This is a genomic window from Sphingomonas sp. PP-CC-1A-547 (assembly GCF_003610375.1).
In the GTDB taxonomy this organism is placed as follows: Bacteria; Pseudomonadota; Alphaproteobacteria; order Sphingomonadales; family Sphingomonadaceae; genus Sphingomonas.
Genome location: NZ_RAPZ01000010.1, coordinates 875,985 through 901,746 on the forward strand (window position 1 = coordinate 875,985; position 25,762 = coordinate 901,746).

General features: G+C 67.0%; 21 protein-coding genes. 8 read left to right on the forward strand and 13 right to left on the reverse strand.

The annotated features are described in order from the left end of the window. The first annotated feature begins 171 nt into the window (after positions 1-171). Complete coding sequence (locus tag C8J39_RS04745; RefSeq protein WP_120299438.1) at positions 172-519, forward strand: hypothetical protein; 348 nt, start codon at positions 172-174, stop codon at positions 517-519. A 128-nt stretch (positions 520-647) separates the two neighbouring features. On the opposite strand, the gene pyrC is transcribed toward C8J39_RS04745, so the two are convergent. Continuing rightward, positions 648-1,682 (reverse strand): dihydroorotase, encoded by a 1,035-nt coding sequence (pyrC, locus tag C8J39_RS04750; RefSeq protein WP_120299439.1) that lies wholly within the window; start codon positions 1,680-1,682, stop codon positions 648-650. 133 nt (positions 1,683-1,815) lie between these two features. On the opposite strand from pyrC, the gene C8J39_RS04755 reads away from it, so the two are divergent. After that, complete coding sequence (locus C8J39_RS04755) at positions 1,816-2,553, forward strand: folate-binding protein YgfZ (RefSeq protein ID WP_243649722.1); 738 nt, start codon at positions 1,816-1,818, stop codon at positions 2,551-2,553. Between the two features lie 5 nt (positions 2,554-2,558). Here C8J39_RS04755 and C8J39_RS04760 read toward each other — a convergent pair whose 3' ends face one another. The 7 genes from C8J39_RS04760 to queG all read right to left on the reverse strand — a co-directional run bounded on the left by C8J39_RS04760 (position 2,559) and on the right by queG (position 9,594). Next, positions 2,559-3,377 (reverse strand): shikimate 5-dehydrogenase, encoded by an 819-nt coding sequence (locus C8J39_RS04760; protein WP_120299440.1) that lies wholly within the window; start codon positions 3,375-3,377, stop codon positions 2,559-2,561. Positions 3,378-3,946: 569 nt separating this feature from the next. Beyond that, positions 3,947-5,068 carry an OmpA family protein gene (locus C8J39_RS04765; RefSeq protein ID WP_056060954.1) on the reverse strand — a complete coding sequence of 374 codons (1,122 nt, stop codon included), beginning with the start codon at positions 5,066-5,068 and terminating at the stop codon, positions 3,947-3,949. 119 nt (positions 5,069-5,187) lie between these two features. Next, positions 5,188-5,691 (reverse strand): DUF2793 domain-containing protein, encoded by a 504-nt coding sequence (locus C8J39_RS04770; RefSeq protein WP_120299441.1) that lies wholly within the window; start codon positions 5,689-5,691, stop codon positions 5,188-5,190. Positions 5,692-5,713: 22 nt separating this feature from the next. Next, complete coding sequence (locus C8J39_RS04775; protein WP_165895124.1) at positions 5,714-7,057, reverse strand: phage tail protein; 1,344 nt, start codon at positions 7,055-7,057, stop codon at positions 5,714-5,716. Continuing rightward, the gene (locus C8J39_RS04780) at positions 7,006-7,560 is read right to left on the reverse strand and encodes a terminase large subunit domain-containing protein (RefSeq protein ID WP_243649723.1); all 555 of its coding nucleotides are present in this window, start codon (positions 7,558-7,560) and stop codon (positions 7,006-7,008) included. Before C8J39_RS04780 ends, C8J39_RS04775 begins: the two co-directional genes overlap by 52 nt. Then, a complete protein-coding gene (locus C8J39_RS04790; RefSeq protein WP_056060995.1) occupies positions 7,557-8,234 on the reverse strand; it encodes a hypothetical protein in 678 nt (225 codons plus the stop codon). Before C8J39_RS04790 ends, C8J39_RS04780 begins: the two co-directional genes overlap by 4 nt. Before the next feature lie 181 nt (positions 8,235-8,415). Next, positions 8,416-9,594, reverse strand: a complete 1,179-nt coding sequence (gene queG, locus C8J39_RS04795) for a tRNA epoxyqueuosine(34) reductase QueG (RefSeq protein ID WP_120299444.1) — start codon at positions 9,592-9,594, stop codon at positions 8,416-8,418. Positions 9,595-9,638: 44 nt separating this feature from the next. On the opposite strand from queG, the gene C8J39_RS04800 reads away from it, so the two are divergent. From C8J39_RS04800 to msrB, 4 genes are all read left to right on the forward strand, one after another. Next, positions 9,639-10,565: an ABC transporter ATP-binding protein gene (locus tag C8J39_RS04800; RefSeq protein ID WP_120299445.1), complete on the forward strand. Its 927-nt coding sequence runs from the start codon at positions 9,639-9,641 to the stop codon at positions 10,563-10,565. Further along, a complete protein-coding gene (locus tag C8J39_RS04805) occupies positions 10,562-11,797 on the forward strand; it encodes an ABC transporter permease (RefSeq protein ID WP_120299446.1) in 1,236 nt (411 codons plus the stop codon). Before C8J39_RS04800 ends, C8J39_RS04805 begins: the two co-directional genes overlap by 4 nt. Positions 11,798-11,938: 141 nt before the next feature. After that, entirely contained in the window at positions 11,939-13,177 is a 1,239-nt protein-coding gene (locus C8J39_RS04810) for a cytochrome P450 (RefSeq protein WP_120299447.1), read from the forward strand. A 48-nt stretch (positions 13,178-13,225) separates the two neighbouring features. Next, a complete protein-coding gene (msrB, locus tag C8J39_RS04815) occupies positions 13,226-13,726 on the forward strand; it encodes a peptide-methionine (R)-S-oxide reductase MsrB (protein ID WP_120299448.1) in 501 nt (166 codons plus the stop codon). A gap of 434 nt (positions 13,727-14,160) precedes the next feature. Here the strand turns inward: msrB and C8J39_RS04820 are convergent, their stop codons facing one another. From C8J39_RS04820 to C8J39_RS04835, 4 genes are all read right to left on the reverse strand, one after another. Beyond that, positions 14,161-14,781, reverse strand: a complete 621-nt coding sequence (locus tag C8J39_RS04820; protein ID WP_120299449.1) for a CHAP domain-containing protein — start codon at positions 14,779-14,781, stop codon at positions 14,161-14,163. Positions 14,782-14,918: 137 nt separating this feature from the next. Beyond that, a complete protein-coding gene (locus tag C8J39_RS04825) occupies positions 14,919-16,796 on the reverse strand; it encodes a M1 family metallopeptidase (protein ID WP_120299450.1) in 1,878 nt (625 codons plus the stop codon). Positions 16,797-17,036: 240 nt separating this feature from the next. After that, positions 17,037-18,467, reverse strand: a complete 1,431-nt coding sequence (locus tag C8J39_RS04830) for an MFS transporter (RefSeq protein ID WP_243649724.1) — start codon at positions 18,465-18,467, stop codon at positions 17,037-17,039. Next, the gene (locus C8J39_RS04835; protein ID WP_120299451.1) at positions 18,467-19,294 is read right to left on the reverse strand and encodes an SDR family NAD(P)-dependent oxidoreductase; all 828 of its coding nucleotides are present in this window, start codon (positions 19,292-19,294) and stop codon (positions 18,467-18,469) included. Before C8J39_RS04835 ends, C8J39_RS04830 begins: the two co-directional genes overlap by 1 nt. A 146-nt stretch (positions 19,295-19,440) precedes the next feature. Between C8J39_RS04835 and C8J39_RS04840 the strand changes: the two genes are divergently transcribed. After that, positions 19,441-20,229: an SDR family oxidoreductase gene (locus C8J39_RS04840; protein WP_107963835.1), complete on the forward strand. Its 789-nt coding sequence runs from the start codon at positions 19,441-19,443 to the stop codon at positions 20,227-20,229. A gap of 158 nt (positions 20,230-20,387) precedes the next feature. Here C8J39_RS04840 and C8J39_RS04845 read toward each other — a convergent pair whose 3' ends face one another. Then, the gene (locus C8J39_RS04845; RefSeq protein WP_120299452.1) at positions 20,388-22,643 is read right to left on the reverse strand and encodes an NADP-dependent malic enzyme; all 2,256 of its coding nucleotides are present in this window, start codon (positions 22,641-22,643) and stop codon (positions 20,388-20,390) included. Positions 22,644-23,066: 423 nt separating this feature from the next. On the opposite strand from C8J39_RS04845, the gene mutS reads away from it, so the two are divergent. Beyond that, positions 23,067-25,646, forward strand: a complete 2,580-nt coding sequence (gene mutS / locus C8J39_RS04850; protein ID WP_120299738.1) for a DNA mismatch repair protein MutS — start codon at positions 23,067-23,069, stop codon at positions 25,644-25,646. Positions 25,647-25,762 lie beyond the last annotated feature (116 nt).

Genomic DNA, 25,762 nt, shown 5'->3' on the forward strand with positions numbered 1-25,762 from the left:
GGCAGCCGGCCACGCCCGGCTGACTCCGACAAGCCCGGCCGGCGGGTCCAGCCCGTCCGACGACGTGGGCTTTGCCCACGGCGCGCGCCCAAACAGCGACTTCGCTCGTGGAACAACGCCAACGCCAACCCCGCGAGTTGACGCCCCAACCAGGCACGCTACGCCCAACAGATGGCAAAACCAGACCGCCTCGCCCGTCTAGACGCCCAGCGCGAAGACCTCGAAACCGACTACCGCGACACCCTCCTCGCAGCACTCGAGAAAACCGCCGCCGGTTCGCTGGGCCTGTTCGACCGCACCCCCGATCGCCGCGTCCGCGCCGCGATCGCGCCGACCATCGACGCGCTCACCGAGATGGGCAGCGACATCGATTCGATGCGCGAACGCCTGATGCTGGAGCCCTTCGCCCTCCACCGAGACTTCTTCGCCGCCCGAGGCCCGGTCAGCGCCAGCGCAGTCGGCGAGCAGAAGGAAGCGCGGCTGTGGCTCGACCGGCTGAAGGCGAGCCTGCAGCCGTAGATCCCAGCCGCCCGTCATCCTGACGAAGTCAGGATCCAGAGCTACAAACGTCGACATGCAGGGTTCTGGATCCTGGGTCGAGCCCAGGATGAAGAAACGTTGGGGGCATACTGCGATCGAAGGTAATTTTACCCCTCGAACCGCCACCCGACATTGGTCCCCGCGAGAAACGGCACCACCGCCGTATCCCCCGCACCAATCGACGCAGGCACCTCGACGTCGCCGCGCACCAACGTCACGGTCCCCTCGTTCAGCGGCAATCCGTAGAACCGCGCGCCATGCTCCGACGCGAACCCCTCGAACTTGTCGAGCGCGCCCTCCTCGTCGAACACGCGCAGATACGCCTCCAGCGCGAACGGTGCGTTGAAGATTCCCGCACATCCACACCCGGACTCCTTCGCCCCGACGACATGCGGCGCGCTGTCCGTCCCCAGGAAGAACCGCGGCGACCCCGATACCGCCGCCCGCCGCACGGCCAACCGATGCGTCTCGCGCTTCAGCACCGGCAGGCAATAGGCATGCGGACGAAGCCCGCCGTCGAACAGCGCATTACGGTTGATCAGCAGATGCTGCGGCGTGATCGTCGCCGCGATCGGATGATCCGCCTCGGCCACGAACGAAGCCGCCTCGGCCGTCGTGATATGCTCCAGCACGATCTTCAGCCCCGGATAGTCGCGCACCAGCGGCGTCAGCACGCGCTCGACGAACACCGCCTCGCGGTCGAAAATGTCGATCGACTTGTCGGTCACCTCACCGTGGATCAACAGCGGCATGCCGATCCGCTGCAACGTCTCCAGCACAGCCGTCAGCGCGCGAATATTGGTGACGCCGTGCGCGGAGTTGGTCGTCGCATGCGCGGGGTACAGCTTGCACGCGGTGAACACGCCCTCGGCATAGCCGCGTTCCAGCTCCGCCGGATCGGTGCCGTCGGTGAGGTAGCACGTCATCAGCGGCGTGAACGCGACACCGCCAACCGCCGCCATGATCCGACCGCGATACGCCTGCGCCGCCTCGATCGAGGTCACCGGCGGGGTCAGGTTCGGCATGATGATCGCACGCGCGAACTGCCGCGCGGTATGCGCCGCGACCGCCTCCAGCATCGCGCCATCGCGCAGGTGGACGTGCCAGTCATCGGGGCGGCGGATCGTGAGGCGGTCGGTCATGCCGCCTTCCTATCGGCGCACGTGCCCCGACGCCAGACGGACGGGCGCGGGTTTTCGTCGCATGGGCGGATGCGGCCTTCGGTCGGGATCATACCTTGGTTGGAAATCGCCGCGCACGCACTAGGTGGTACGGATGAACACTGACCTCCCCGGAACGATGCTCGCCGACCGCAGCGTGATCCGCGTCGCCGGCGAAGACGTACGCGGCTTCCTGCAGGGGCTGGTCACCGCCGACACAGCGCTGCTCACGCCGGACGCACCCGCCTGGGCGGCGTTGCTGTCGCCGCAAGGCAAGGTGTTGTTCGACTTCATCCTGTGGGCCGACGGCACCGACGTGCTGATCGACGTCGAGGCCGCGCAAGCCGACGCGTTGACCAAGCGCCTCTCGCTCTACCGCCTGCGCCGCGCGATCACACTCGTTCCCGACGATCGCGCGGTCCATTGGGCACCGGAAGGCGATCGCGGCGTCCCCGACCCTCGCCTTGCGGACCTGGGCCGCCGGTGGCTAGGACCGCTCGCCGAGCCGGCAACCGACTGGCACGCGCACCGACTGTCGCTCGGCGTGACCGAAGGCGTCGGCGAACTAGGCGCGGGCGAAACACTCTGGCTCGAATGCAACGCGCGCGAACTGAACGGCGTCAGCTTCACCAAGGGGTGTTACGTCGGCCAGGAGAACACCGCGCGGATGCACCACCGCTCGAAGGTCAACCGCCGGCTGATCGTCGCGCCGTTCACCGAACCGAGCGGACGGACACGCGTGACCTATCCCGAACTCGGTCTGATGGTGGAGCATCGCCGTGTCGAGGCACTTGGCGACGCCATCGTTCCGCCCTGGCTGGCCACTGCGCTAACGGAAACGTCGACCGGCTGACTCGCTCACGGATGCGCGCGAGCCCAGTCCGCAGCGTCCGTTACCTGAGCCGGTGACGGCGTCACGCCCGTATACAGCACGAACTGCTGCAACGCCTGGAGCGTGGCCACCTCCGCCCCGGTGATGCAACGCTTACCCGCCTCGCCCGCAGCTTTCAGAAACGGCGTCGCGACCGGATATTGCACCACGTCGAACGCTACGGTGCAGGCCGCGATCGTGGCGTGCGGAAAGGCCAGTACGTCGGCATCCGACCCATTCATCCCGCGCGGTGTGGCATTGACGAGCAACGCCGCCTCACCCTCCGGTTCCGCCGCCCAGGCAAAACCATAGCGATCCGTGATCGCGCGTCCGGCTGCTTCGTTCCGCGCGACGATGGTGCCAGCGCGAAACCCGCTGTCGCCGAGCGCCGCCACGACCGCCTTCGCCATCCCGCCGGATCCCCGCACCACGAACGGCATCGTCCGGTCGAACTCCGCGACCAGATCGACGACCGCGCCATAATCAGTGTTGTGGCCGGTCAGCACGCCATCGTCGTTGACGATCGTGTTCACGCTGTCGATCGCGCTTGCCGACTGCGCCAACCCGTCGAGCAGCGGGATCACCGCCTCCTTGAACGGCATCGAGATCGCGCACCCGCGAATGTCGAGCGCCCTGATCCCGCCAATCGCCGCTCCCAGGTCGGTGGTCGAGAACGACTTGTAGACGAAATCGAGCCCGGTCAGTTCGTAGAGCCGGTTATGAAACCGCGACCCGAAATTCCCCGGTCGCGCCGACAACGACATGCACAGCCGCGTGTCGCGTCCAATCAGCGGTTTCATCTGCATCTCCTCGCTAAGTCCGCTCTCACTATAGTCGCGAGCCGCCACGGTGAAGCGTCGATAGATGTGTTCACGCGAAGGCGCGAAGGCGCAAAGATGTCGGCCCCAAGCGCTCCGCCTCCCGCGCCCGCGGCAGCACTGAAGATTACGTAAGAGAGCGACCAACGCCGCCACCGGCAAACCCTCTTCGCGCCTTTGCGCCTTCGCGTGAATACATCGACGTTCCGCCAAACACCGCCGTCGCGAAAGGCCCAGGCGTTGATTTTGTTCGCGCGGAGGCGCGGAGCCGCGGAGAGTAAGAAGCCGGCTTGGTTAGCGCGTTCCACCATCGCCCCGCCTTGGCGAAGCTGATCATCCAAAGCCGCATTCGCGGATGCGCTTACCCGGAACGATTCATCTCCGCCCTTACTCTCCGCGGCTCCGCGCCTCCGCGCGAACAGAATCGACACTCGCCAATCCACGAACCCTCGCAACTGGCCGCTGCGCCGAATGCACAAAAGAAAAGGGAGGCCAGCTTGCGCCGACCTCCCCGATCTTCATTCCGTAACCGACCCGAGAGCCGATTGGCGAAAGTCTTACTGGCCCGAACCCGGACCGTAGGTGACTTCCACGCGACGGTTCTGCACTTCGCGAACGCCATCGGCGGTCTCGACGCGCGGACGGCTCTCGCCGAATGCTTCCGTCGAGATGACGCTGTCCGGGATGGCATGCGAAGACAGGTATGCCTTCACGCCATCTGCGCGGCGCTGCGACAGACCGACGTTGTACGATGCCGAACCCGACTTATCGGCGTGACCTGCCAGCATGACCTGTGCGTTGCCGCACGACTGGTACTGCGTAACGGCGTTGTCGAGGATCGACGCTGCCTCAGGCGTGATGTCCGACTTGTCCCATTCGAAGAACACGATGAACGGACCAGGCGAGCAGACGACTTCGACCGGCGCAGGCGGCGGAGGAGGAGCGACTGGCTCAGGCGGCGGCGGCGGCGGCGGCGGCGGCGGAGCCGCAGGCTCGCCGAAGTTGTACGTCACACCACCAAGGATGCTGTGCGAACGATAGCGACCGTCGAACACGCGGTTCGAAACGTCGACCAGCTTGACGTTCTCGGCGTTGAAGAAACGATACTTCAGCGTCGCGTCGATGTGGTCGGTCAGCGGTGCGCGGATACCGGCCAGGCCCTGATATGCGAACACGGTGTCCGAATCGTTCAGGAAGTCGCCGTTGTTGTTGAGAGCGTACTGCGCCTTGACGCGAGCAACACCAACACCGCCGCCGACGAAGCCCTGGATGCCATCGTCCGGACCGAAGTCCAGAAGGCCGTTCAGCATGAAGCTGAGAGCCGACGACGAACCACCAGCGTAGTCGTAGCTGTTTGCGCCGGCGTTGCCGCGAACGCCGGTTGCACCGAACACAGGCGTGGTCGTCGACGACGAGTAGCCATCCACGGTTGCCTTACGGTAGCCGACTTCGGTTTCCAGACGGAAACCACCAAAGTCGTAACCCATGACCGCATCGACGTCATAACCATAGTCATGATCGACCGAACCGGCTTTATTCAGGTTGCCGATATCATAATCGATATCTTCAACGATCATCGCACCGCCTTCGACGCCAACGTACCACGACTTGTCGCGGGCGAGGGCGGGAGTGGCAAGTGCGGTGGAGGCGAGTGCCAGAACGACGGCAAGCTTCCGCATATAAATCCCCTTTCATGAGTGTCACACGGACATCGCAAACTCCCTATCCTCGGGCTTGTTTCCACGCAAGCTGACAAAAGTTAGAAGTGTTGCTGGAACGACACAGTTTTCGGGGTGTTCTAGACGGAAATCAATCCGTGCCCTCGCAATGCTGCCAATATGGCACCAATCGCCGCTCTCGACTGCCCATCGACGACGGTGCCGCCGGCCGGGTCGGGAACCGCCGGACGACGCGGCCCCACCACGTCGACTCCGCCGATCGAGACCTTGGTTCCGGCCAGCACCCCCAGCGTCCACGCGCCCGCACCGAACCGCGCCGACTGTCCATCGGCAATGCTCCACACCGCCATGCCCTCGCGCGGCACCAGGAACCGCCACCCGCTTGCCGTCCACCCGGCGATCGCTCGCGCCTGCCCCGCCCAGCCACCGGTGGGCGCGGTCCCGACGATCCACGCGCTGCCCGCGGTCGGTGCGGCGGGCGGCACATTGGTTCCCACCGCCGTCACACTCGCCTGCACCGCGAGATCCAACAATGTCAGCGCCTCGTTATGCGTCGTTTCCTTCTGCGCCTGGCCCGGCTGCAACAATGGCAATGCCAGACGCGCTGTGCGGTCGTCGCTCATAATTCATTCCCCCGTTGGTGAATCACGCCGGTACGATCAGGGGCGGTACGATCAGGTTGGCCGCGAGCGACTCCCCGAACACGCCACGCTGCCGGACTGCGATGCTCACGGAACCGACACGTTCCGCCGCCGTGACCGAAACCAACGGTTCCGCCACATCGACATCACGCGAGGTTCCGCCCGCCGTCACGGTCACCCGGTACGCCTCGACCTCTTCGGCCAGCGGCGCATCGACCCCGTCGATCCAGCGCCACCCCGCCCTGCTCCGCCGCGTCCAGCGCACCGCCGCACTGCCATCGGCTTCCTCGGAGAACCGCAGATGCACAGGCGAAGGCGGCACCACCGAAGCCCCGCGCATCACGCACCGCGCCTCGACCGGCGCATCATCGCCGACCCCGGACGCGATCACGCGAACCTCACGCCCTAGCACCGACACCGGCAAGTCGAAGGCCCGAGCCGCCCCCGCCTCGAGCAACACGAACCGCTCCCCAACCTTCTGCACGCCAGCCGCCGCCTCGGTTCCCCGCCGCCCACGCAGCAACTGGCTCAACCGCCACCGCGCGCCGCCCAGCGGTTCCGCCCGCCCGAACTGCACCAGCTCGTCCCCCAGCAGTGCCAGGTTCACGCCCCGATCGAGCGCCGCCGCATCCGCATCGCCCAGCGCCATCTCCGCATGCGCAAGAACCACCTCGAACGCCCCACGCAGATCGACAAGCGTCGCCGGTGCACTGGATGCCACAACCGCAATCGTCCCGAGCACCCCAGGCGCAGCCGTCGCCCCGGCCGCCACCCAACTCACCCCATCATCGACACTGTAAAGCAAAGCCGCCTGCCGCCACGCCGCCCCCGTACCGCCCGCAACCACCGTCATCCGCGGCGCGCTCAACGGAGCCTCCTCCAACCCAGGAACCTCGAACGCGCGCACGATCGTAGCTCCGACGACCGCATCCACCGCCCCCGAAACCCGCCCGCTCGTCGCAGTCGCCGGCAGCGAAGCCGCCACCAGCGGCACGAGGCCCAGCGTCGTCACCATCCCCTCGATGCTGACATCGGACACCCGCCAGACGCCACCCTCGCCAGCAATCGTCACGCAAGCCCCCGGCGCGATCGCCATCGCCCCAAACCCCGCCGCAACTGTCCGCCGCACCCGCCTAGCCTCGGCCCGCGCGAGCATCGCCTCCGCCACAGTCTTAGCCGCGCCCGCCTCCAGCACCGCCGGCACCTCGACGCGATCGTCACGCACGCCAGCCCCCGGCCGCCGCGCCCGCTGCACGCCCGCCTGATAATCCCGCGCCGCATCATAATACCCGACGGTCACCGTCCGCGGCACCGTCTCGATCGCCGCCACAGCCCGAGCCCGCCGCACGCCCCTCCGCGCAACGCTTCCGGCGCCTCCGCCGAATACGCATAGGCCTTCGCACCATTGCCGAAATGCACTTCGCCGACCGCACTGCGCCACGTCAGCGCCTCGTTGTCGTGCGCCACCGCGATCAGGCCGCTCTCGCCCTGCACCATCACGCGCCGCACATCGTCGATCGTCGCGCCGACCAGCGCGATCCGCGCGGTCGGATCGTCGCGCGCGATCTGGCTCACCCACTCCGCGCCCGCCCGCGTCTTGCCAAATCCGCGCCCCGCCCGGATCAGCCAGATCCGCCAGTCACCCTCGGGTGGATATTGCCCGTCATGCGCCCAGTGCCGCCACCGATCGCGCAGCTCGTTGCGTTGACCTACCGAAAGCTTCCGCATGATCCCGGCACGGTGCACCACCGGCAGGTCGGCCAGCTCCGCCACCAGGTCGCGTTCGACCGTGGCCACCGGCGCCGGGTCGACCGCCCCCGGATCGCCTTCGCCGCTTCCCGAGCGCGTCAAGAGACAAGCGCCTGGCGCCGCGCCAGCGAATCCAGCAGCTTCAGCAATGCGGCATCGGTCTCCACCGACGTGGCCCGGCAGGTCTGGCTGGACTGGCGGCCCCGCGCCTCTCGCGCGCGATGCTGGTTCAGCATAGCCAGCGCGAACTGGATCGCCGTCACGCTCGACAGCTTGATCAGCCCCGCACCGGGCACCGCAGCCCCGCCCCAGATCTTTTCGCCGCCCCCTTCTTCGACGGCACCCACGTCTTCGACGGCACCAGCGTCGCCGACCGCCGCCGTCTCGTTGCGGGGCGCCTCCACACCCCCATCGCGAGGGTCGTCGTCGCCCTGCCCGCCAAGACGCCCATCATCGCGATCCAGAGAGGCGAGCGACGTCGCCAACAGCAGTTCCTCCAACCGGTCATACCCGCGCGACAACGCCGCCTGCCATGCTGCGGCAAACGCAGGATCGTGCGAGCGGCGGTGATAGGCTCCACCGAGCGACATCCCTACCACGACGACAGACGTGGTCACGTTGCCGGTCATCGCCAATTCCTCGAGAAACGTGGCTTGCCGCTCGAGTGTCCATTCCTTCGCCCGGGGTTTCCGGGCCACAAGAACCCGGTTCTTCCCACCCGTGACGACTAACCCGCCGACCTTCGCGTTCCCGGCCGCCTTGCTCTTGATCCCCATGCCGCGCCCCCGCTTGCCTGCACCGCACCGCCAAACGCAGAAAGCCGGCGACGACAAAGGCTCCCGCCCCGATCGTCCCGGCTTCCCGAAAGCCAGACCGCCCGGCCCGACTCGCTAGTTTTCGATGTTCCCGTTATGTGCCAGATGAGCGTGACGATGTCAAGGTAATTAACCCGTTTGGTTACTCGCCCACGGGTAGATCGACCAGAGGCACGACACGATCCACCGCAGCCGCCCCCCACTCACCAAGCACGCCCTGATCGCCCTCGTCCGCCAGCCGACGTCCGCGCTCGCTGCCCCAGCGCGCGCTATCCAGTCGCCGCAATGCCCATATCGCCGCGCCCCGGACGACCGGCGAGTAGTCGCCCAACAGTCCGACGACGGCCTCGACGAGGCCAGGATCGCCACTGTTCCCCGCTGCAATCAAGGCATTGCGGATCATCTTGGCGCGACCGACGCGCTTGATCGGCGAGCCCGCGAACACCGTGCGGAAGCTCGCATCGTCCAGCGCCAGGATGTCGGCGAGTTCGGGCGCGACCAACTCCGCGCGAGGATGAAATGCCAGGTTCGCGTTGGCGGCGGCGGCGAACTTGTTCCAGGGGCACACCGCCAAGCAATCGTCGCAGCCATAGATGCGGTTGCCGATCGCGGCGCGGAACTCGTGCGGGATCGGGCCGGCATGCTCGATCGTCAGGTACGAGATGCAGCGGCGGGCATCGAGCTGGTACGGCCGTGGAAACGCCGCGGTCGGGCATGCGGTCTGGCACGCGTCGCAACTGCCGCAAGTGTCGACGCCGCCCTTGTCCGACTCCAGATCGAGCGTGGTGTAGATCGCGCCGAGGAACAGCCAGCTGCCATGCTCGCGACTGACGAGGTTGGTGTGCTTGCCCTGCCAGCCAAGCCCGGCGGCTTCGGCAAGCGGCTTCTCCATCACCGGCGCAGTGTCGACGAACACCTTCAGGTCGAACGGCGGCAAGTCGCGCCCGGCCTCCGCCGCCAGCCACCGCCCAAGTGCCTTCAACTGCCGCTTCACGACATCGTGATAATCCGGACCCTGCGCATAGACCGAGATGCGGCCCACCCCGCCCTCGTCCGCCAAGCGCAACGGATCGTCCTTCGGCGCATAGCTCATGCCGAGCGCGATGACGCTGCGCACCTCAGGCCAGAGGCCGGCGGGGCTCTCGCGGTGGTGCTTGCGCTCCTCCATCCAGATCATGTCGCCGTGGCGGCCGTCCGCGAGCCACTGGTGCAGCCGTTCGCCCGCGCGCGGTGCCGCACCCGCATGCGCGATCCCGCACGCGACGAAGCCCAGTTCCGCCGCTTTGGCTTTCAGCCTGTGTTCCAGCTTGTCTTGCGCCACGTCCGCCCGCTACCACGACGCCACCCTCGGGAGGAAGATTGCGCGTGAACGATGAATGGGCGGTCACCGCGAGCGGGATCGTGAAGCGGTTCGGCGATCGGCGCGTGGTCGACGGGGTGGACATGATGGTGCCACGCGGCTCGGTGTACGGCGTACTCGGGCCCAACGGCGCGGGCAAGACGACGACGCTGCGCATGCTGCTCGGGATCATCGAGCCCGACGAGGGCTCGCGCACGCTGCTCGGCTACGACAATCCGCGCGATGCAAGCGACCGGGTCGGGTATCTTCCGGAGGAGCGCGGGCTGTATCCGGCGATGAAGGCGCGCGAGGCGATCGCGTTCCTGGGGGCTCTGCGCGGGCTCGACTGGAAGACCGGGCGCGAGCGTGCGGTGGTCCTGATGGAAGCCGCCGGCCTTGGCCATGCGGTCGACGAGAAGATCCGCAAACTGTCGAAGGGCATGGCACAGCTGGTGCAGTTGCTCGGCTCGGTAGTGCACCAGCCCGACCTGCTGGTGCTCGACGAGCCGTTTTCGGGGCTCGACCCGGTCAACCAGGAGCGGCTCGAGAAGCTGATCCTCAACGAGCGCGATCGCGGCGCGACGATCCTGTTCTCGACACATATCATGAGCCACGCCGAACGGCTGTGCGACCGCCTCGCGATCATCGCCGGCGGGAAGCGGCGGTTCGAGGGCACGGTGGCGGACGCGCGGGGAATTTTACCGCAACGCGTCCACTATACGCCGCACCGCCCCGATCCGGCGATCCGCGGCGTGCTCCCGTCGGATGCGGTAGCGGACGGGGATAGCTGGCGGTTCGAGCTGCCGAACGAAGGAATCGAGAGCTTGCTCGTGAGACTGATCGACGCGGGATACGGGATTTCGGGGCTGTCGATCGAGCGGCCCGGCCTGCACGAAGCGTTCGTAAGGATCGTTGGGCAGCATGCCGACGTCGCGAAGGAGGACGCGGCATGAGCCGTTTCCGTCGCACCGTCCGCCAGACCTTCACGATCGCGCGACGCGACTTCATCGCCACGGTGTTCACCCCGATCTTCCTGCTGTTCCTGTTCGCGCCGCTGATCATGGGTTCGTTCGGCGCAATCGGCGGACTGGGCGCGGCGAGCGTCACTGATGGTGCCCAGGACAAGACGCGGATCATCGCGATCGTCCCCGCCACCACCGCGCGGCCCATCGACGAGGCCGACACCCGTCTGCGCGCCATGTTCCGCAGCGACGAAGCGCCCCCCGAACTGTCGATCGTAGCGCCGGCCACGGATCCCGCGGCGCAGGCACGCGCGGCGTTCGAGACCAAGGACGTCGACGCCTCCGCAGTGCTGTACGGCCCGCTCGACGCGCCGCAAATCCTGTACGGACCGCGCGGCAAACGCTCGGCCGATTACCTCGGGCTGCTTGCGCAGACGACGCTGGCGGCGGAGAAGCTTGGCGGTACGTTGCCGACGATCGCCGCGACCAAGACGCAGATCACGCGCTCGACCACCTCGGTCGGCGGCCAGCACCAATCCGCCTTCTTCGCAGTGTTCGGCATCTTCTTCCTGACGCTGTTCCTCTCCGGCCAGGTCGTCGGCACGATGGCCGAGGAGCGCAACAACAAGGTGATCGAGGTGCTCGCCGCCGCGGTGCCCTTGGAGTCCGTATTCTTCGGCAAGCTGATCGGGATGTTCGGAGTCGCGGTGCTGTTCGTCGCGTTCTGGGGCACCGTCGTCACGCAGATCACGTCGCTGATGCCCGCCGCCGCGGCGGTGGCGCTTGGCGACCTGACGCCCGCGGTCGGCGCACCGATGTTCGCGCTGCTGTTCGCCGCGTATTTCAGCATGGCGTATCTGCTGCTCGGATCGGTGTTCCTCGGCGTCGGCGCGCAGGCGTCGACGATGCGCGAGATCCAGATGCTGTCGCTACCGATCACCATCCTGCAGGTCGCGATGTTCGGACTGTCCTCCGCGGCGGTCTCCCACCCCGGCAGCTGGCTCGCCACCGCCGCCGAACTGTTCCCGCTCTCCTCGCCATTCGCAATGGCCGGCCGCGCGGCGAACTCGCCCGAACTCTGGCCACACGTCGCCGCACTCGCGTGGCAGGCGTTGTGGGTGACGATTTTTATAACGGTGGGGGCCCGCCTCTTCCGCCGCGGCGTGCTGCAATCGGGAAGTGCCAGGCCGTTCTGGCGGCGCAAAGCCAAGGCAGTCGCTTAACTGTTCTCCTGCGAACGCAGGAGCCCAGGGTAACGAACGCCATCCCTCGCGGTCCTGGACTCCTGCGTTCGCAGGAGAACGGAGCCTATTGACATAAGTGTCAGCAAAGCCTCTCCTGCGGCAAAACACGGGAGAGAAACGATGGCGACTCTGGTAAGAGACGTAGCGCAACAGACGGTCGATCCGCTCGACGTGAGCCGCGCCGAACTCTACCGCGACGACCTCTGGCAGGCGCCGTTCGCGCAACTCCGCGCCGAGGCCCCCGTCCACTATGTCGAGCAGTCGGACTACGGCCCCTATTGGTCGGTCTCCTCCTACAAGGGCATCGTCGAGGTCGAGTCGCTACCCGATCTCTACTCCTCCGAAGCCGGTGGGATCACGATCGCCGATTTCGTCGCCGAACGCGATGTCCGCATGCCGATGTTCATCGCGCGCGACCGCCCCGTGCATACCGGCCAGCGCCGCACGGTCGCGCCCGCCTTCACGCCAAGCGAGATGACCCGGATGTCGGGCGATATCCGCAGGCGGACCGCGGAGATGCTCGACAGCCTGTCGTGGAACACACCGTTCGACTGGGTCGATACCGTCGCGATCGAACTCACCACGCAGATGCTGGCGATCCTGTTCGACTTCCCTTGGGCGGACCGACGCAAACTGACCTTATGGTCGGATTGGGCGGGCGATATCGAGATCGTGAAGAACGAGGAACTGCGCGGTCAGCGGCTCGCGTACATGTTCGAATGCGGGTCGTATTTCAAAGGCTTGTGGGATGCGAAGATCGACAAGGCGCCGACGCCCGACCTGATCTCGATGATGATTCATTCGGATGCGATGAGCCACATGGATCACAACGAGTTCATCGGGAACCTCATCCTGCTGATCGTCGGCGGCAACGACACGACGCGTAATTCGATGTCGGCGCTCGCCTACGGCCTCGACAAGTTCCCGGACGCGCGGGCAAAGCTGGAGGCGGATCCGGCGCTGATCCCGAATGCGGTGAGCGAGATCCTGCGGTGGCAGACGCCGCTTGCGCATATGCGGCGGACTGCCACCGCGGACGCGGAGTTGATGGGGCAGCAGATCAGGGCGGGTGACAAGCTGGCGCTCTGGTACATCTCGGCGAACCGCGACGAGAGCGTGTTCGGCGAGGATGCGGACGACATCGTTGTCGATCGGCCGAACGCGCGGCGGCATCTGGCATTCGGGCACGGCATCCACCGCTGCGTCGGCGCGCGGCTGGCGGAAATGCAGATCGCGATCCTGCTCGAGGAGATGGCGAAACGGCGCATGCGGATCAACGTGCTGGGCGAGCCTACGCGGGTCGCGGCGTGCTTCGTGCATGGGTATCGCTCGCTGCCGGTGGAAATCAGTAAATACTGAGGCTTGGCGTCACCTTTCGGTTGGGTCGCCCGTACCTATATCCGAACCATGGAGACGAACATGACCCAGGACCGCCGCACTTTCCTTACACTTGCCGGGGCGGGCGTCGCCGGCTTTGCTTTATGGGGGTGCTCGTCGCAACCAGCCCAGGCCGCCGAGCGGTTCGAGGTAACGCTGACCGATGCGCAGTGGCGCAAGAAGTTGTCGCCGGACGCCTATAACACGCTGCGCAAGGAAGGCACCGAGGCGCCGTATTCGAGCCCGCTGAACGGCGAGCATCGGGCGGGGATTTTCTCGTGCGGCGGCTGTGCGCTCCCGAATTATTCGTCGAAGACCAAGTTCGAGAGCGGGACGGGTTGGCCAAGCTTCTGGCAACCGTTGCCGAACGCGGTGCGGACGCGGGTGGATTCGACTCTGGGTATGGCGCGGACCGAGGTGCATTGCCGTCGGTGCGGCGGGCATCTGGGCCATGTGTTCGACGATGGGCCGAAGCCAACGGGCAAGCGCTATTGCATGAATGGCGATGCGCTGACGTTTAGGGCGGCCTGAGGGTGAGCGCTGGGCGGGGTTGAAGGGCCAGCCTAGGGATCATCCGCGATTTCTGCCACTGCCCCCCCTTCTTGTTCCCCCGCGAAGGCGGGGGTCCAGACTGGGCTCCCGCCTTCGCGGGAGAACAAGGGAGAGGCGGATGTGCGGTGTTGCGCCTCGACCACCCTACCTGTTGCGTATCCGCACTTCCGCAAACGCACCTCCCCGGCGAAGGCCGGGGTCCAGTCGGGTGACGTCGCTAACGAAGGTAGCGCGCCGTTACCGCGACCTTTCCAACTGGGCCCCGGCCTTCGCCGGGGAGGTGCTCTTCTTGATAGAGTCTGACGGGCTGCACGGTGTGGGGGGAGGTCAGCGGCGGAAGGCTAGACTGTGAAACGTGCAGGAACGTGCGGCGATACCGGAACCAGCCCAGCATCACATCGCATAAACGAGGCTCAGTTCGCCTCGTTCACCAGCGTGAAGATGCCACGCGGGTCGGTCGGGCCATGCTGGATCGTCGCAAGCTGGGCGGCGTTGGCGCGCTGCGTTGCGGTGACGGTGTGGGTGGTGCTGGCCATCTGGAACGAGGACTGCTCAGCTGCGTCGAGCCTGTCCTTGGGTGCGTGGCCCGAGTAGATGAAGCCCTTGGTCGGGTAGGCCGAGGTGCCGAGGCCGCCTTGCGGGCCGTACCAGACCTTAACCATGCTCCAGTCGCCGGCGGGCGAGACGTCGATCGCGCGGACGTTGGTCTCGATGGCGCCGGGACGCGACCAGTTGGCGTGGGTGAGCAGGACTTCGTGATCGTTGATGACTTGGCTGACCATGGCGACATGGCCGACACGCATCCGCGAGGTTGCGGCGAAGGCGAGGACCGAACCGGCCTTCGGGGTGTGGCCACGCTCGTAGCGACCCTCAGCCTGGCTCCACCAAGTGTTTGCGTTGCCACGGATTTCGATGCCCGACACCGAACGCGCGAACGTCACGCACTGCCAGAACTGGGCTGCTGCCGGTGTGGCCGTCATCAGGCCGCACGATACCACCAGCGCAAAACGCGCTGCTAACGCCTTGAAATTCATCGAGACCCCCCGGCCAAAACCCGTTCGTCACAGTCTGGCTACGGGAGGTTCGATTTAATTGAAACCCGGCCGGGAACCTTATCCGACGAAGCGTGTTATCGCGCCGACGAGCTCCCAAAAGCGTAAGCCAGGCTGCCTCAGTTCATGAGTTTCCAGCCGGTTATGCGGTCCACCGTGACCTGCGTAACCGCATGATAGCCCGGCCGCGCCTTGCCGTAGATGTCCATCGCCAGCTTGTGGCCCCAGTCGCCCGAACCCATCATCTGCTGGAACAGCGGCGCGACGAACTTCCGGCGGCCCTGCGAGGTCAGGAACTGCTCGGCCGAAGCATCAGCAGGCGCATAGTGGTTGGCGAGCGCGAGTTGCAGCCAGGCGAAGCGGATCTCGGCATTGCCGGTGGCGTTCCAACCGAATGTTGAATCGAGCGTCTTCAACCGCTCGGCCGGAAGCTTGCGCGGGAGTTGCGTGATGAAGCGCGTGATCTCCTGCGTGGTCGCCTTGCCCGGAACGGCCGATACCGGCCCGCCGGCCGCATACGCCTTCGCCGCCGCATCGACTGCGGGGAAGGCGACGGAGGTCACATGCACTGCGTTCGCGGGGATGCCGGGGCTGTAGACCCAGGTATCGACGCCGATCGTCCTGGCTTCGGCGGGAGTCAGCAGCTTCGACTTGAGGTCGGCGAGGAAGCCGGCGCTGGTCTGCGGCTGGAAGGCGTGGCGGTCGAAATAGCTGCGGAGATAGGCGTCGAAGCGCGCGCGGCCGACCTGGCGTTCGATCGTGCGAAGGAACGTCGCTCCCTTGTCGTACGCGATCTGGGTCATGCCGTCGTCGGGATCGCGCGATGCGTCGAGATCGAGGTGAAGCTGCGTGTCCTTCGCGGCCGGGCCGCCGGCGTCCTTCACCGCGTCCTGCATGTCGGTCCAGGAGAGATCCGCCTCCATGTCGGCGCGGCGCTTGCCATAGAGCGCCTCCATGATCCGGTTTTCGAAATAGCTCGTAAAGCCTTCGTTGAGCCAGAAATCGTCCCACGTCGCGTTCGTCACGAGGTTGCCCGACCAGCTGTGCGCGAGTTCGTGCGCGATCAGCGAGACGAGGCTGCGGTCGCCGGCGATCGCGGTCGGCGTGGCGAAGGTGAGCGTCGGATTCTCCATGCCGCCGAACGGGAACGACGGCGGCAGGACCAGCACATCATAGCGACCCCAGCGATACGGGCCGTACAGCCCCTCCGCCGCGGCGACGAACTTCTCGAGCTCGCCGAACTCGTACGCGGCCTTGGGCAAGGTCGCGGGTTCGGCCCAGATGCCGGTGCGTGAGCCGGTCGACTTGAACGCGATGTCGCCGACCGCGAGCGCGATCAGGTAGGGCGCGACCGGCTTGTCCATCTTGTACTCGAACGTGCAACGGTCGGCGACGCAGACGGGCTTGCCTGCCGATAGCCCGCTCATCACCGCGGTGAGTTGCTTGGGGACGGCGATCTTCGCCTCCCACGTCTGGCGGATGCCAGGGGAGTCCTGCGTCGGGATCCAGCTTCGGTTGAGGATCGCCTCGCCCTGGCTGAACAGGAACGGCTGCTTCTTGCCAGCAGTCTGCGCAGGGGTCAGCCATTGCAGCGCCTTGGCGTCGGGCGACGAGGCGTAGGCGATGCGGATTCTCCTGGCGCCGTTGAGCGTGACAGTCAGCGGCGCGCCGTGGATCTTGTCGACCGCGCCGACTTCGTAGGGAAGCGGCTTGCCGTTGGCGTCGGTGATGTTGACGATCTTCAAGCCGTTGTCGTCGAGCACAAGTTTCGCGCCTGGTTTCGCCAGGATGTCGAGCGTGGCGATGCCGCGGATGACGTGCGTGTCGAAGTCGGCGGCAAGATCGAGCGCGACATGCGTGACGCGCGCCTGGGCGGGGCGGGCGTAGCTGTGCGGGTCGCGCGCGTCGGCTGTTGTGAGGACGGGTGCGATTGTCTGTGCGACGGCGGGCGATGCTAAGACGAGACCGAGGGCGGTGGCTAGGGCGGGGATACGCATGGGAACTCCGATGTCGCCGTTCCCCAAGTTCGGGAAGGCCAAGCCTGAGTCCTAACGTGCGGGCCCTGTTGCTGGAAGGGCGGGACGATCGCAGTTTTGCACCTTCCCCCGCAAGGGGGAGGTGTCGCCGTAGGTGACGGAGGGGGAGGACACGAAACCGACGTTCCTTTGCCTCCCCCTCCGTCTAGCGAGAGCCAGCCACCTCCCCCTGGCGGGGAAGGATCGTACGAGGTGGCATCGTCAGTCGTTGCGAACTGGTGTCGTTGCAAGTCTCGCCAGCCGTGCCTCGTGTTCGACGCGGCCGAAGGGGAAGCGGGAGAAGAAGTACGCCGAGACGCACGCCAGCACGATGTAGAGGCCGGCGTAGATCAGCGTGAGGCGGTCGATCGTGGCGATCGGGACCGTCCCCGGCGTCGCCTTGGCGGGGAACCCCGCCACGGCGAGGATCATGCCGGCGAAGAAGATGCCGATCCCGCTCGTGCATTTCTGGACGAAGAACGAGCCGGCGAAGAACACGCCTTCCGACCGCCTGCCCGTCTTTGCTTCCGAGTCCTCGACCACGTCCGCCATCATCGATGCGCCGAGGATGAACCCGGTGACGTTCGACGCGGTGCCGAGGATGAAGAACCCGAACAGCATCGGCAGCAATGCGGGCTCGCCGACGTCCGGAAACACGCTGAGCATCCGCAGCCAATAGGGCGAGGTGTTGAGCGCCGCGCCCAGCAGCACCGCGCCCATCGCCGCCTTGGGCTTGCTCCCCGTCCTGCCGAGCCGGGGCGCGGCCAGGAACGCGAGGAACACGCCCGAGAACAGCGCGATCGTCAGGTAGACGAACACCGGACCCTTGAAGCCCCACACATAGGTATAGAGGTAGTTCGACATCGCGTAGCTAATGCCCTGGATCGTGTACGCGCAGACTCCCGCCGCCATCAGGATCGCGAACGCGCGGTTCCTCACGGTCTGGCGCAGTTCGGCGAAGGACTCGCGCAAGGTCTGGCGGACGATCGGCGGGTTCGGCAGATGCCTGATCTCGTGATGTGTCCCAAGCGCGGAGACGAGGATCGCGACGCCGATGAAGATCGCCCCCGCCAGCGCAAAACCGCCGTATCCGGCTCGGTTGAGCAGCCCGTTCGGGAACGCCGCCGTCGGCGCGAGGAAATACTGGTACGCCGACAGCAGCATCAGCAACCCGCCAACCCAGCCGAACAGGTAACGATACGCCATGATCCGCGTGCGCTCGTCATAGCCCGACGTCAGCTCGGGCGTCAGCGCCACCGACGGCACCTCGTAGCAACTCACCGCGCTGCGCACGATTACCGCCATGACGAACAGCCAGACGAGCGTCTGCGGCTCCGACATGATCGAGGGCGGGTTCCACAGCAGCAGCCAGCCGACCATGATCGGCAGCGCGGACGCGTACATCCACGGATGCCGCCGGCCCCATTTCGTCCGCGTGCGATCAGAGAAGAAGCCCACCGCCGGATCGACGAACGCGTCGATCATCAGCGCCATCATGATGACGAGCCCGACGGTCGCGGACGGCAGCCCGACGACCTGGTTGTAGAACAGCAGTAGGAACGTGCCGAACCCGGCGTCCTTTACCCCGTACGCGACCGCGCCGAAGCCGTAGCTCGCCATCGTTCCGTTGGAGAGGCGGCGGGCGGGTGCCATCACTTCAGTTTGTCGAGCAGCGCGAACAGCGAGGGTTGCGCGGGGTCCCAGCTTGGCCGCGTGCCGATCGTCATGCCGCCATCCACGAGGATGTGCGTGCCGGTGATGAAGCTGGCATCGTCGCTGGCGAGGAACGCGACCGCGGCGGCGATGTCCTCGCTGGTGCCGGGGCGGCGGATCGGCTGTGCGTCGGCGGCGATATGCGCGATCATCGCATCGGCCTGCGACGTCTTGGCGGCGTCGAGTTCGAGCGTGCGCGTGAAGATGTTGGTGACGATGAAGCCGGGCACGACGGCGTTCACGCGGATCTTGTGCTGCGCGAGGTCGGCGGCGGCCTGCTTGGTGAGGTGGAGCACGCCGGCCTTGGCGGTGGAATAGGCGGTCGGCGCGTAACCGGTGCCAAGCGCAGATACCGACGAGGTGTTGACGATCGCGCCGCCGCCGCGTTTCGCCATCAGCGGTGCGGCATAGCGGATGCCGAGCGCGACCGAGCGGAGGAGGAGCGCCTGCGTTCGGTCCCAGTCCTCAGGCGAAATCTCGCCGATCGGGTCGCGCGAGCCGCCCGCGCCGGCGTTGTTGAACAGGATGTCGAGCCCGCCCGCGTCGTCGGCGGTCTGCATCAGCGCCTCGATATCGCCGGCCTGGAGCACGTCGGTACGCTGGAACAGGATGCGGCCGCCGGATGCGTCGGCGATCGCGTGGCCGCCGGTCTCGTCGATGTCGCCGATCAGGACGGTCACCCCTTCGTCGGCGAGTCGCAGTGCGGTCGCCCGGCCGATGCCGGACGCGCCGCCGGTCACGACGGCACGCTTGCCTGAAAACCTCACACGCTCTCTCCTAGTTTTTGGCGAGCCCATTTTTTTGCAAGCATAGTACGGGCTTTGCACTCGTCAATGACGCCTCGTTCGAAAAACGGGTTTGCGGCAAGCGGCGCTCGGCGATACCAAGCGGCCAAACATTCGGAGGATGCGTGATGGATACGACCAACCTGTTCCGGCTCGACGGCCGCGTCGCGCTGATCACCGGCGGCAGCCGCGGGATCGGCAAGATGATCGCCGCCGGCTTCATCGCGCAGGGGGCCAAGGTGTATATCTCGTCGCGGAAAGCCGATGTGTGCGAGGCGGCGGCGGCGGAACTCGGGCCGAACTGCATCGCGTTGCCGCAGGATGTCTCGACGGTGGCGGGGTGCAAGGCGCTCGCCGCGCAGTTCGCCGAGCATGAGTCGCAGCTCGATATCCTCGTGAACAACGCGGGCGCGGCGTGGGGCGTGCCGTTCGAGGAGTTTTCGGAGGTCGGCTGGGACAAGGTCATGGACCTGAACGTCAAGTCGCCGTTCTTCCTGACGCAGGCTCTGCATGCAGCGTTGAAGGCTTCCGGGTCGCGGGAGAAGCCTGCGAAGGTAATCAACATCACGTCGATCGACGGGCAGCGGCTGAACCCTTGGGAGACGTACAGCTATCATGCGTCGAAATCGGCGCTGATCTACCTGACGAAGCGGATGGCGGCGCGGCTGGTGACGGATTCGATCAACGTGACGTCGATCGCACCGGGGGCGTTCGCGAGCGACATGAACAAGGCGGCGCGGGATCATGGGGATGCGGTGGCGCAGGGGATCCCGGCCAAGCGCGTCGGGGTGGACGAGGATATGGCGGGCGCGGCGATTTATCTCGCCAGCCGCGCGGGGGATTACGTGATCGGCGAGACGATCACGGTGGACGGCGGGCTGGTGCATGCGTCACTCGGCACAAGCATCGACGCCTGAGCTAATTCCCTCGCCCCTCCGGGGAGAGGGAGGGAGCAGCCGCTTGGCTGCGGAAGGGAGAGGGGCGTTGGGATGAACCGTCCCGAGCCTCAAGCCCCTCTCCCTTCCCACGGCAAGCGCCGCGGGCCCCTTCCCTCTCCCCGGAGGGGCGAGGGAGATTAGCGCGCGATACCACCTGCCGCGAGAACGGCCAGGGTCACCAGTTCGCTAGCCGTCGACGTCATCGGCGCCACCTGGACCGGCTTCTCCATGCCGATCAGCATCGGGCCGATGACCGAATCCCCGCCCAGTTCCCGCAACAACTTCGCCGAGATATGCGCCGACTGAAGCCCCGGCATGATCAGCACGTTCGCCGGCCCCGACAGCCGCGCAAACGGATAGTTCGCCAACTGCTTCGGGTTCAGCGCTACGTCCGGCGCCATCTCGCCCTCATATTCGAACCCGACTTTCCGCCCGTCGAGCACCGTCACCGCATCACGGATATTGTCGAGCCATTCGCCCTTCGGATTGCCGAAGTTCGAATAGCTGAGGAACGCCACGCGAGGCTCATGCCCCATCCGCCGCGCGACCGCCGCCGTCTGCTCGGCGAAGTCGGCCAGCTGCTCGGCAGTCGGGCGCTCGTTGACCGTGGTATCGGCGATGAACACCGTGTGGCTCTGGCCGACCAGCAGGTGGATGCCGAACGGCGTCTTTCCCGCCGCCGGATCGATCACGCGGTAGATCTGGCGCATCGTCTCGCCGTACGTCCGCGTGATGCCGGTGATCATCGCGTCGCCTTCGCCGAGCTGAAGCAGCAGCGCGCCGAAGATGTTTCGGTCCTGGTTGACCATCCGCTCGCAATCGCGGCGCAGGTAACCGCGCCGCTGGAGCCGCGAATAGAGGAAGTCGACCATCCGGGGGACTAGCGGCGAGACGCGGCTGTTGTGGAGTTCGAAGCTCTCGGGGTCGGTGACGCCGAGCGCGCGCAAGCGGTCGGGCACGTCGTCGCGGCCGACGAGGACGGGCGTGCCGTAGCCGCCTTCCTTGAAGGCGATGGCGGCGCGGAGGACGACTTCTTCCTCGCCTTCCGCGAAGATCACGCGCTTGGGATGTGCGCGGGCGCCTTCGTACGCCATCGACAGCACCGACGTGGTCGGGTTGAGGCGGGCACGCAGCGAATGGCGGTAGGCTTCGATGTCGAGGATCGGCTTGGTCGCGACGCCCGAGGCCATTGCCGCCTTGGCGACCGCGACGGGGACGACTTCCATCAGGCGCGGATCGAACGGGGCTGGGATGATGTAGGCCGGGCCGAAGCTGTGGCTGACGCCGTATGCGGCGGCGACTTCCTCCGGCACGCGTTCGCGGGCGAGTTCGGCGATCGCGTTGGCGGCGGCGATCTTCATCGCGTCGTTGATGCCGGTCGCGCGGACGTCGAGCGCACCGCGGAAGATGAAGGGGAAGCCGAGCACGTTGTTGACCTGGTTCGGATAATCCGAGCGCCCGGTCGCGACGATCGCATCGGGACGCGCGGCCATCGCCAGTTCCGGGCGGATCTCCGGCTCGGGGTTGGCCATCGCGAAGATGATCGGCGCGGGCGCCATGTCCTTGACCATCTCCGGCGTCAGCGAGCCCGCCGCGGACAGCCCCAGGAACACGTCGGCGCCAACCAGCGCCTCGGTCAGCGTGCGCGTCTCTGTGATCGCGGCGTGTGCCGACTTCCACTGGTCGACTCCGTCGCGGCCCTGGTAGATCACGCCCTTGCGGTCGCAGAGGATGACGTTGTCGCCGCGCACGCCCATCGCTTTCACGAGTTCGGTGCAGGCGATCGCCGCCGCGCCGGCGCCGTTGACGACGATCTTGACCTCGGACAGTTTCCGCCCGGTGAGCAGGCACGCGTTGATCAGGCCGGCGGCGGTGATGATCGCGGTGCCGTGCTGGTCGTCATGGAAGACGGGGATGTTCATCCGCTCGCGCAGGGCCTGCTCGATGATGAAGCATTCGGGCGCCTTGATGTCCTCGAGGTTGATCCCGCCGAAGGTCGGCTCCATCAGTTCGACCGCGTCGATGAAGCGGTTCACGTCCTCGGTCTTCAGCTCGATATCGATCGCGTCGACATCGGCGAAGCGCTTGAACAGCACCGCCTTGCCTTCCATCACCGGCTTGCTGGCGAGCGGGCCGAGATTGCCCATGCCGAGGATCGCGGTGCCGTTCGAGATGACCGCGACGAGGTTACCCTTCGCGGTATAGTCGTAGACGGTCGCGGGATCATCGTAGATCGCCTGCACCGGCACCGCGACGCCGGGCGAGTAGGCGAGCGCGAGATCCCGCTGCGTCGCCATCGGCTTCGACGCGATGATTTCGATCTTCCCCGGGCGACCTTCCGAGTGGAAGAGCAAGGCTTCGCGTTCGGAGAATTGCAGCGTTTCGTCGGACATGGGCGGGGCCTCGCACGGTCGTTAGGTTTGGAGTACCTTCTAGGCAGGTGGTCGCCGTTCGTCACCCCGGACACTTCGCCCGAGGCTGGGTGGCGCCGCCAACCAACACCACCCCGGCGAAGGCCGGGGCCCAAGTGGCAAGGCCGGAGTAACGACGGACTGCGCTTCGTTATTACCGTCCCCCAATTGGGCCCCGGCCTTCGCCGGGGTGGTGAGGGTGCGGTAACAACTCCTTCTCCCCCTCGGGGAGAAGGTGGCGCGCCTGCGCCGGATGAGGGGCGGTTGGGGTGAGTGCCCGAGCCTCACTCCCCCTCACCCTCCCACGCTATGCGCGGGCCCCTCCCTCTCCCCGAGGGGAGAGGGGTTTTATGGGACGCGGCTTTTCGCTACCCGCCCCTGATGTCGAACCCCGCCCCCACCCCCATGATGACGCAGTATCTCGGCCTGAAGGCGGAAGCGCAGGATTGCCTGTTGTTCTACCGGATGGGCGATTTCTTCGAATTGTTCATGGACGATGCGCGGATCGCGGCGGGGGTCCTCGACATCGCGCTGACCGCGCGCGGCGAGCATGAGGGCAAGCCGATTCCGATGTGCGGCGTGCCCGTCCACGCGGCGACGGTGTACCTGCAACGGCTGATCAAGGCGGGGCACCGGGTGGCAATCGCCGAGCAGGTCGAGAGTCCGGCGGAAGCCAAGGCGCGCGGCGGATCGAAGGCGCTCGTCGCGCGAGCGATCGTCCGCGTGGTGACGGCGGGCACGCTGACCGAGGAGGCGCTGCTCGACGCACGGTCGGATAACTGGTGCGTGGCGATCGGCGAGGCTGGCGGATCGGTGGCGATCGCCGCCGCGGACGTGTCGACCGGGCGGTTCGAGATCGTCGAGGTTGCGGGCGATGCGGTCGAGGCGGAACTCGCGCGGCTCGGCGCGGCCGAGGTTGTCGCTTCGGAGGCCAGCGTCTTCGAGGAAGCCGCTACCACGTTGCGCCCGAAGATCGACTTCGACAGCGGCGCGGGCGAAGCTCGGCTGAAGCGGCTATACGGCGTGGCAACGCTCGACGGATTCGGTCAGTTCGGTCGCGCAGGGCTCGCCGCAGCCGGAGGCCTGGTCGCGTATCTGGAGCATAATGCGAAGGGCACGATGCCCTTCCTCCGCCCCCCGCGGATCGGCCGCGCGGCGGAGACGATGGCGATCGACGCCGCCACCCGCGAGAGCCTCGAGCTGACCTGCACCACCGGCGGCGTGCGTAAAGGCAGCCTGCTCGACGCGGTCGACCGGACCGTGACCGGCGCTGGCGCGCGGTTGCTCGGCGCGGATCTCGGCGCGCCGTTGATGGACAAGGCGGCGATCGATGCGCGGCTCGATCTGGTGCGGCTGTTCCATGACGACCAGGCGGCGCGCGAGCGGTTGCGGTCGACGTTGCGCGCGCTGCCCGACATCGGCCGCGCGCTCGGGCGCCTCGCGGCAGGGCGTGGTGGTCCGCGCGATCTCGGGCAGTTGCGCGACGGGCTCGACGGCGCCTGGAGCCTCGGCGAGCGGATGGATGCGATCGTCGATCCGCCGGTGCTGCTCCGGGATATCGCGCCAAGATTGCGCGGGCACGGCGCGCTGATCGACCTGCTCAAGCGCGCGCTGGTGCCGTCGCCACCGATCGAGGCATCGGACGGCGGCTATATCGCGGCAGGTTATGACGCCGCGCTCGACGACCTGCGCGATGCCGGCGCTGGCGGGCGGCGGGCGATCGCGGCGCTGGAGGCGGAGTTCCGCACCGCGACCGGCGTCACCGCGCTGAAGATCCGCCACAACGGCGTGCTCGGCTATCATGTCGAAGTCCCCGCGCGGGCGGCGGATCCTTTGATGAAACCCGAGAGCGGCTTCACGCATCGCCAGACGCTCGCGGGCGTGGTCCGCTTCAATACGCCTGCGCTGCACGAAGTCGCGGCGAAGGTGTCGCAGGCCGGCGCGCACGGGCTGGCGGCGGAAGCGGCGCATCTCGAGGAACTTACCGCACAGGCCCTCGCCGGTCGCGATGCGATTGCCGCTACCGCGGATGCGCTCGCGCGGCTGGACGTCGCGGCAGGGCTGGCCGAGCGCGCGGCGGAAGGCGCCTGGGCGCGGCCTTCGCTGGTCGATCACGCGTGCTTCGAGATCGAAGGCGGCCGGCATCCGGTGGTCGAGGCGGCGGTGGCCAAGTCGGGCGACCGGTTCGTCGCCAACGACTGCAATCTGTCGGAGGCGTCGCGGCTGTGGCTCGTCACCGGCCCGAACATGGGCGGTAAATCGACCTTCCTCCGCCAGAACGCCCTGATCGCAGTCCTCGCGCAGGCCGGGTCGTACGTGCCCGCGACCAAGGCCACCCTGGGCATGGTCGACCGCCTGTTCAGCCGCGTCGGCGCGTCGGACAACCTCGCGCGCGGGCGGTCGACGTTCATGGTCGAGATGGTCGAGACCGCGGCGATCCTCGCGCAGGCGACGCCCCGGTCGTTCGTGATCCTCGACGAGGTCGGCCGCGGCACCTCGACCTATGACGGGCTCGCGATCGCCTGGGCGGTGGTCGAGGCGATCCACGAGGACAATCGCTGCCGCTGCCTGTTCGCGACACATTACCACGAACTGACGCGGCTGGCGGAGCGGTGCGAGGCGCTGTCGCTGCATCACGTCCGCGCGCGCGAGTGGAAGGGGGAGCTGGTGCTGCTCCACGAACTCGCCGACGGCCCGGCGGATCGGAGCTACGGGCTGGCGGTCGCGCGGCTGGCGGGGATGTCGCCGGTCACGGTGGCGCGCGCGAAGGCGGTGCTGGCGAAGCTCGAGGCCGGACGCGCGAAGACGGGGGGGCTGGCGGCCGGGCTGGACGACCTGCCATTGTTCGCCGCCGCGGCGCAGGTCGAGGAGGCTGCGTGCGACGTGCTGCGCGAGGATCTCGCCAAGCTGGATATCGACGCGATGAGCCCCCGCGATGCGCTGGACGCACTGTACCGGCTGAAGGCGCTCGCGACCGAGGGGTAGCCTCCCCCGTCATGCCGGGCTCGTTCCGGCATCCACCGTTCCGCGCATTCGAGAGAATTGAGTGCGCGGGACGGTGGGCCCCGGCCTCCGCCGGGGTGACGGGGTGGGTTGGTAGC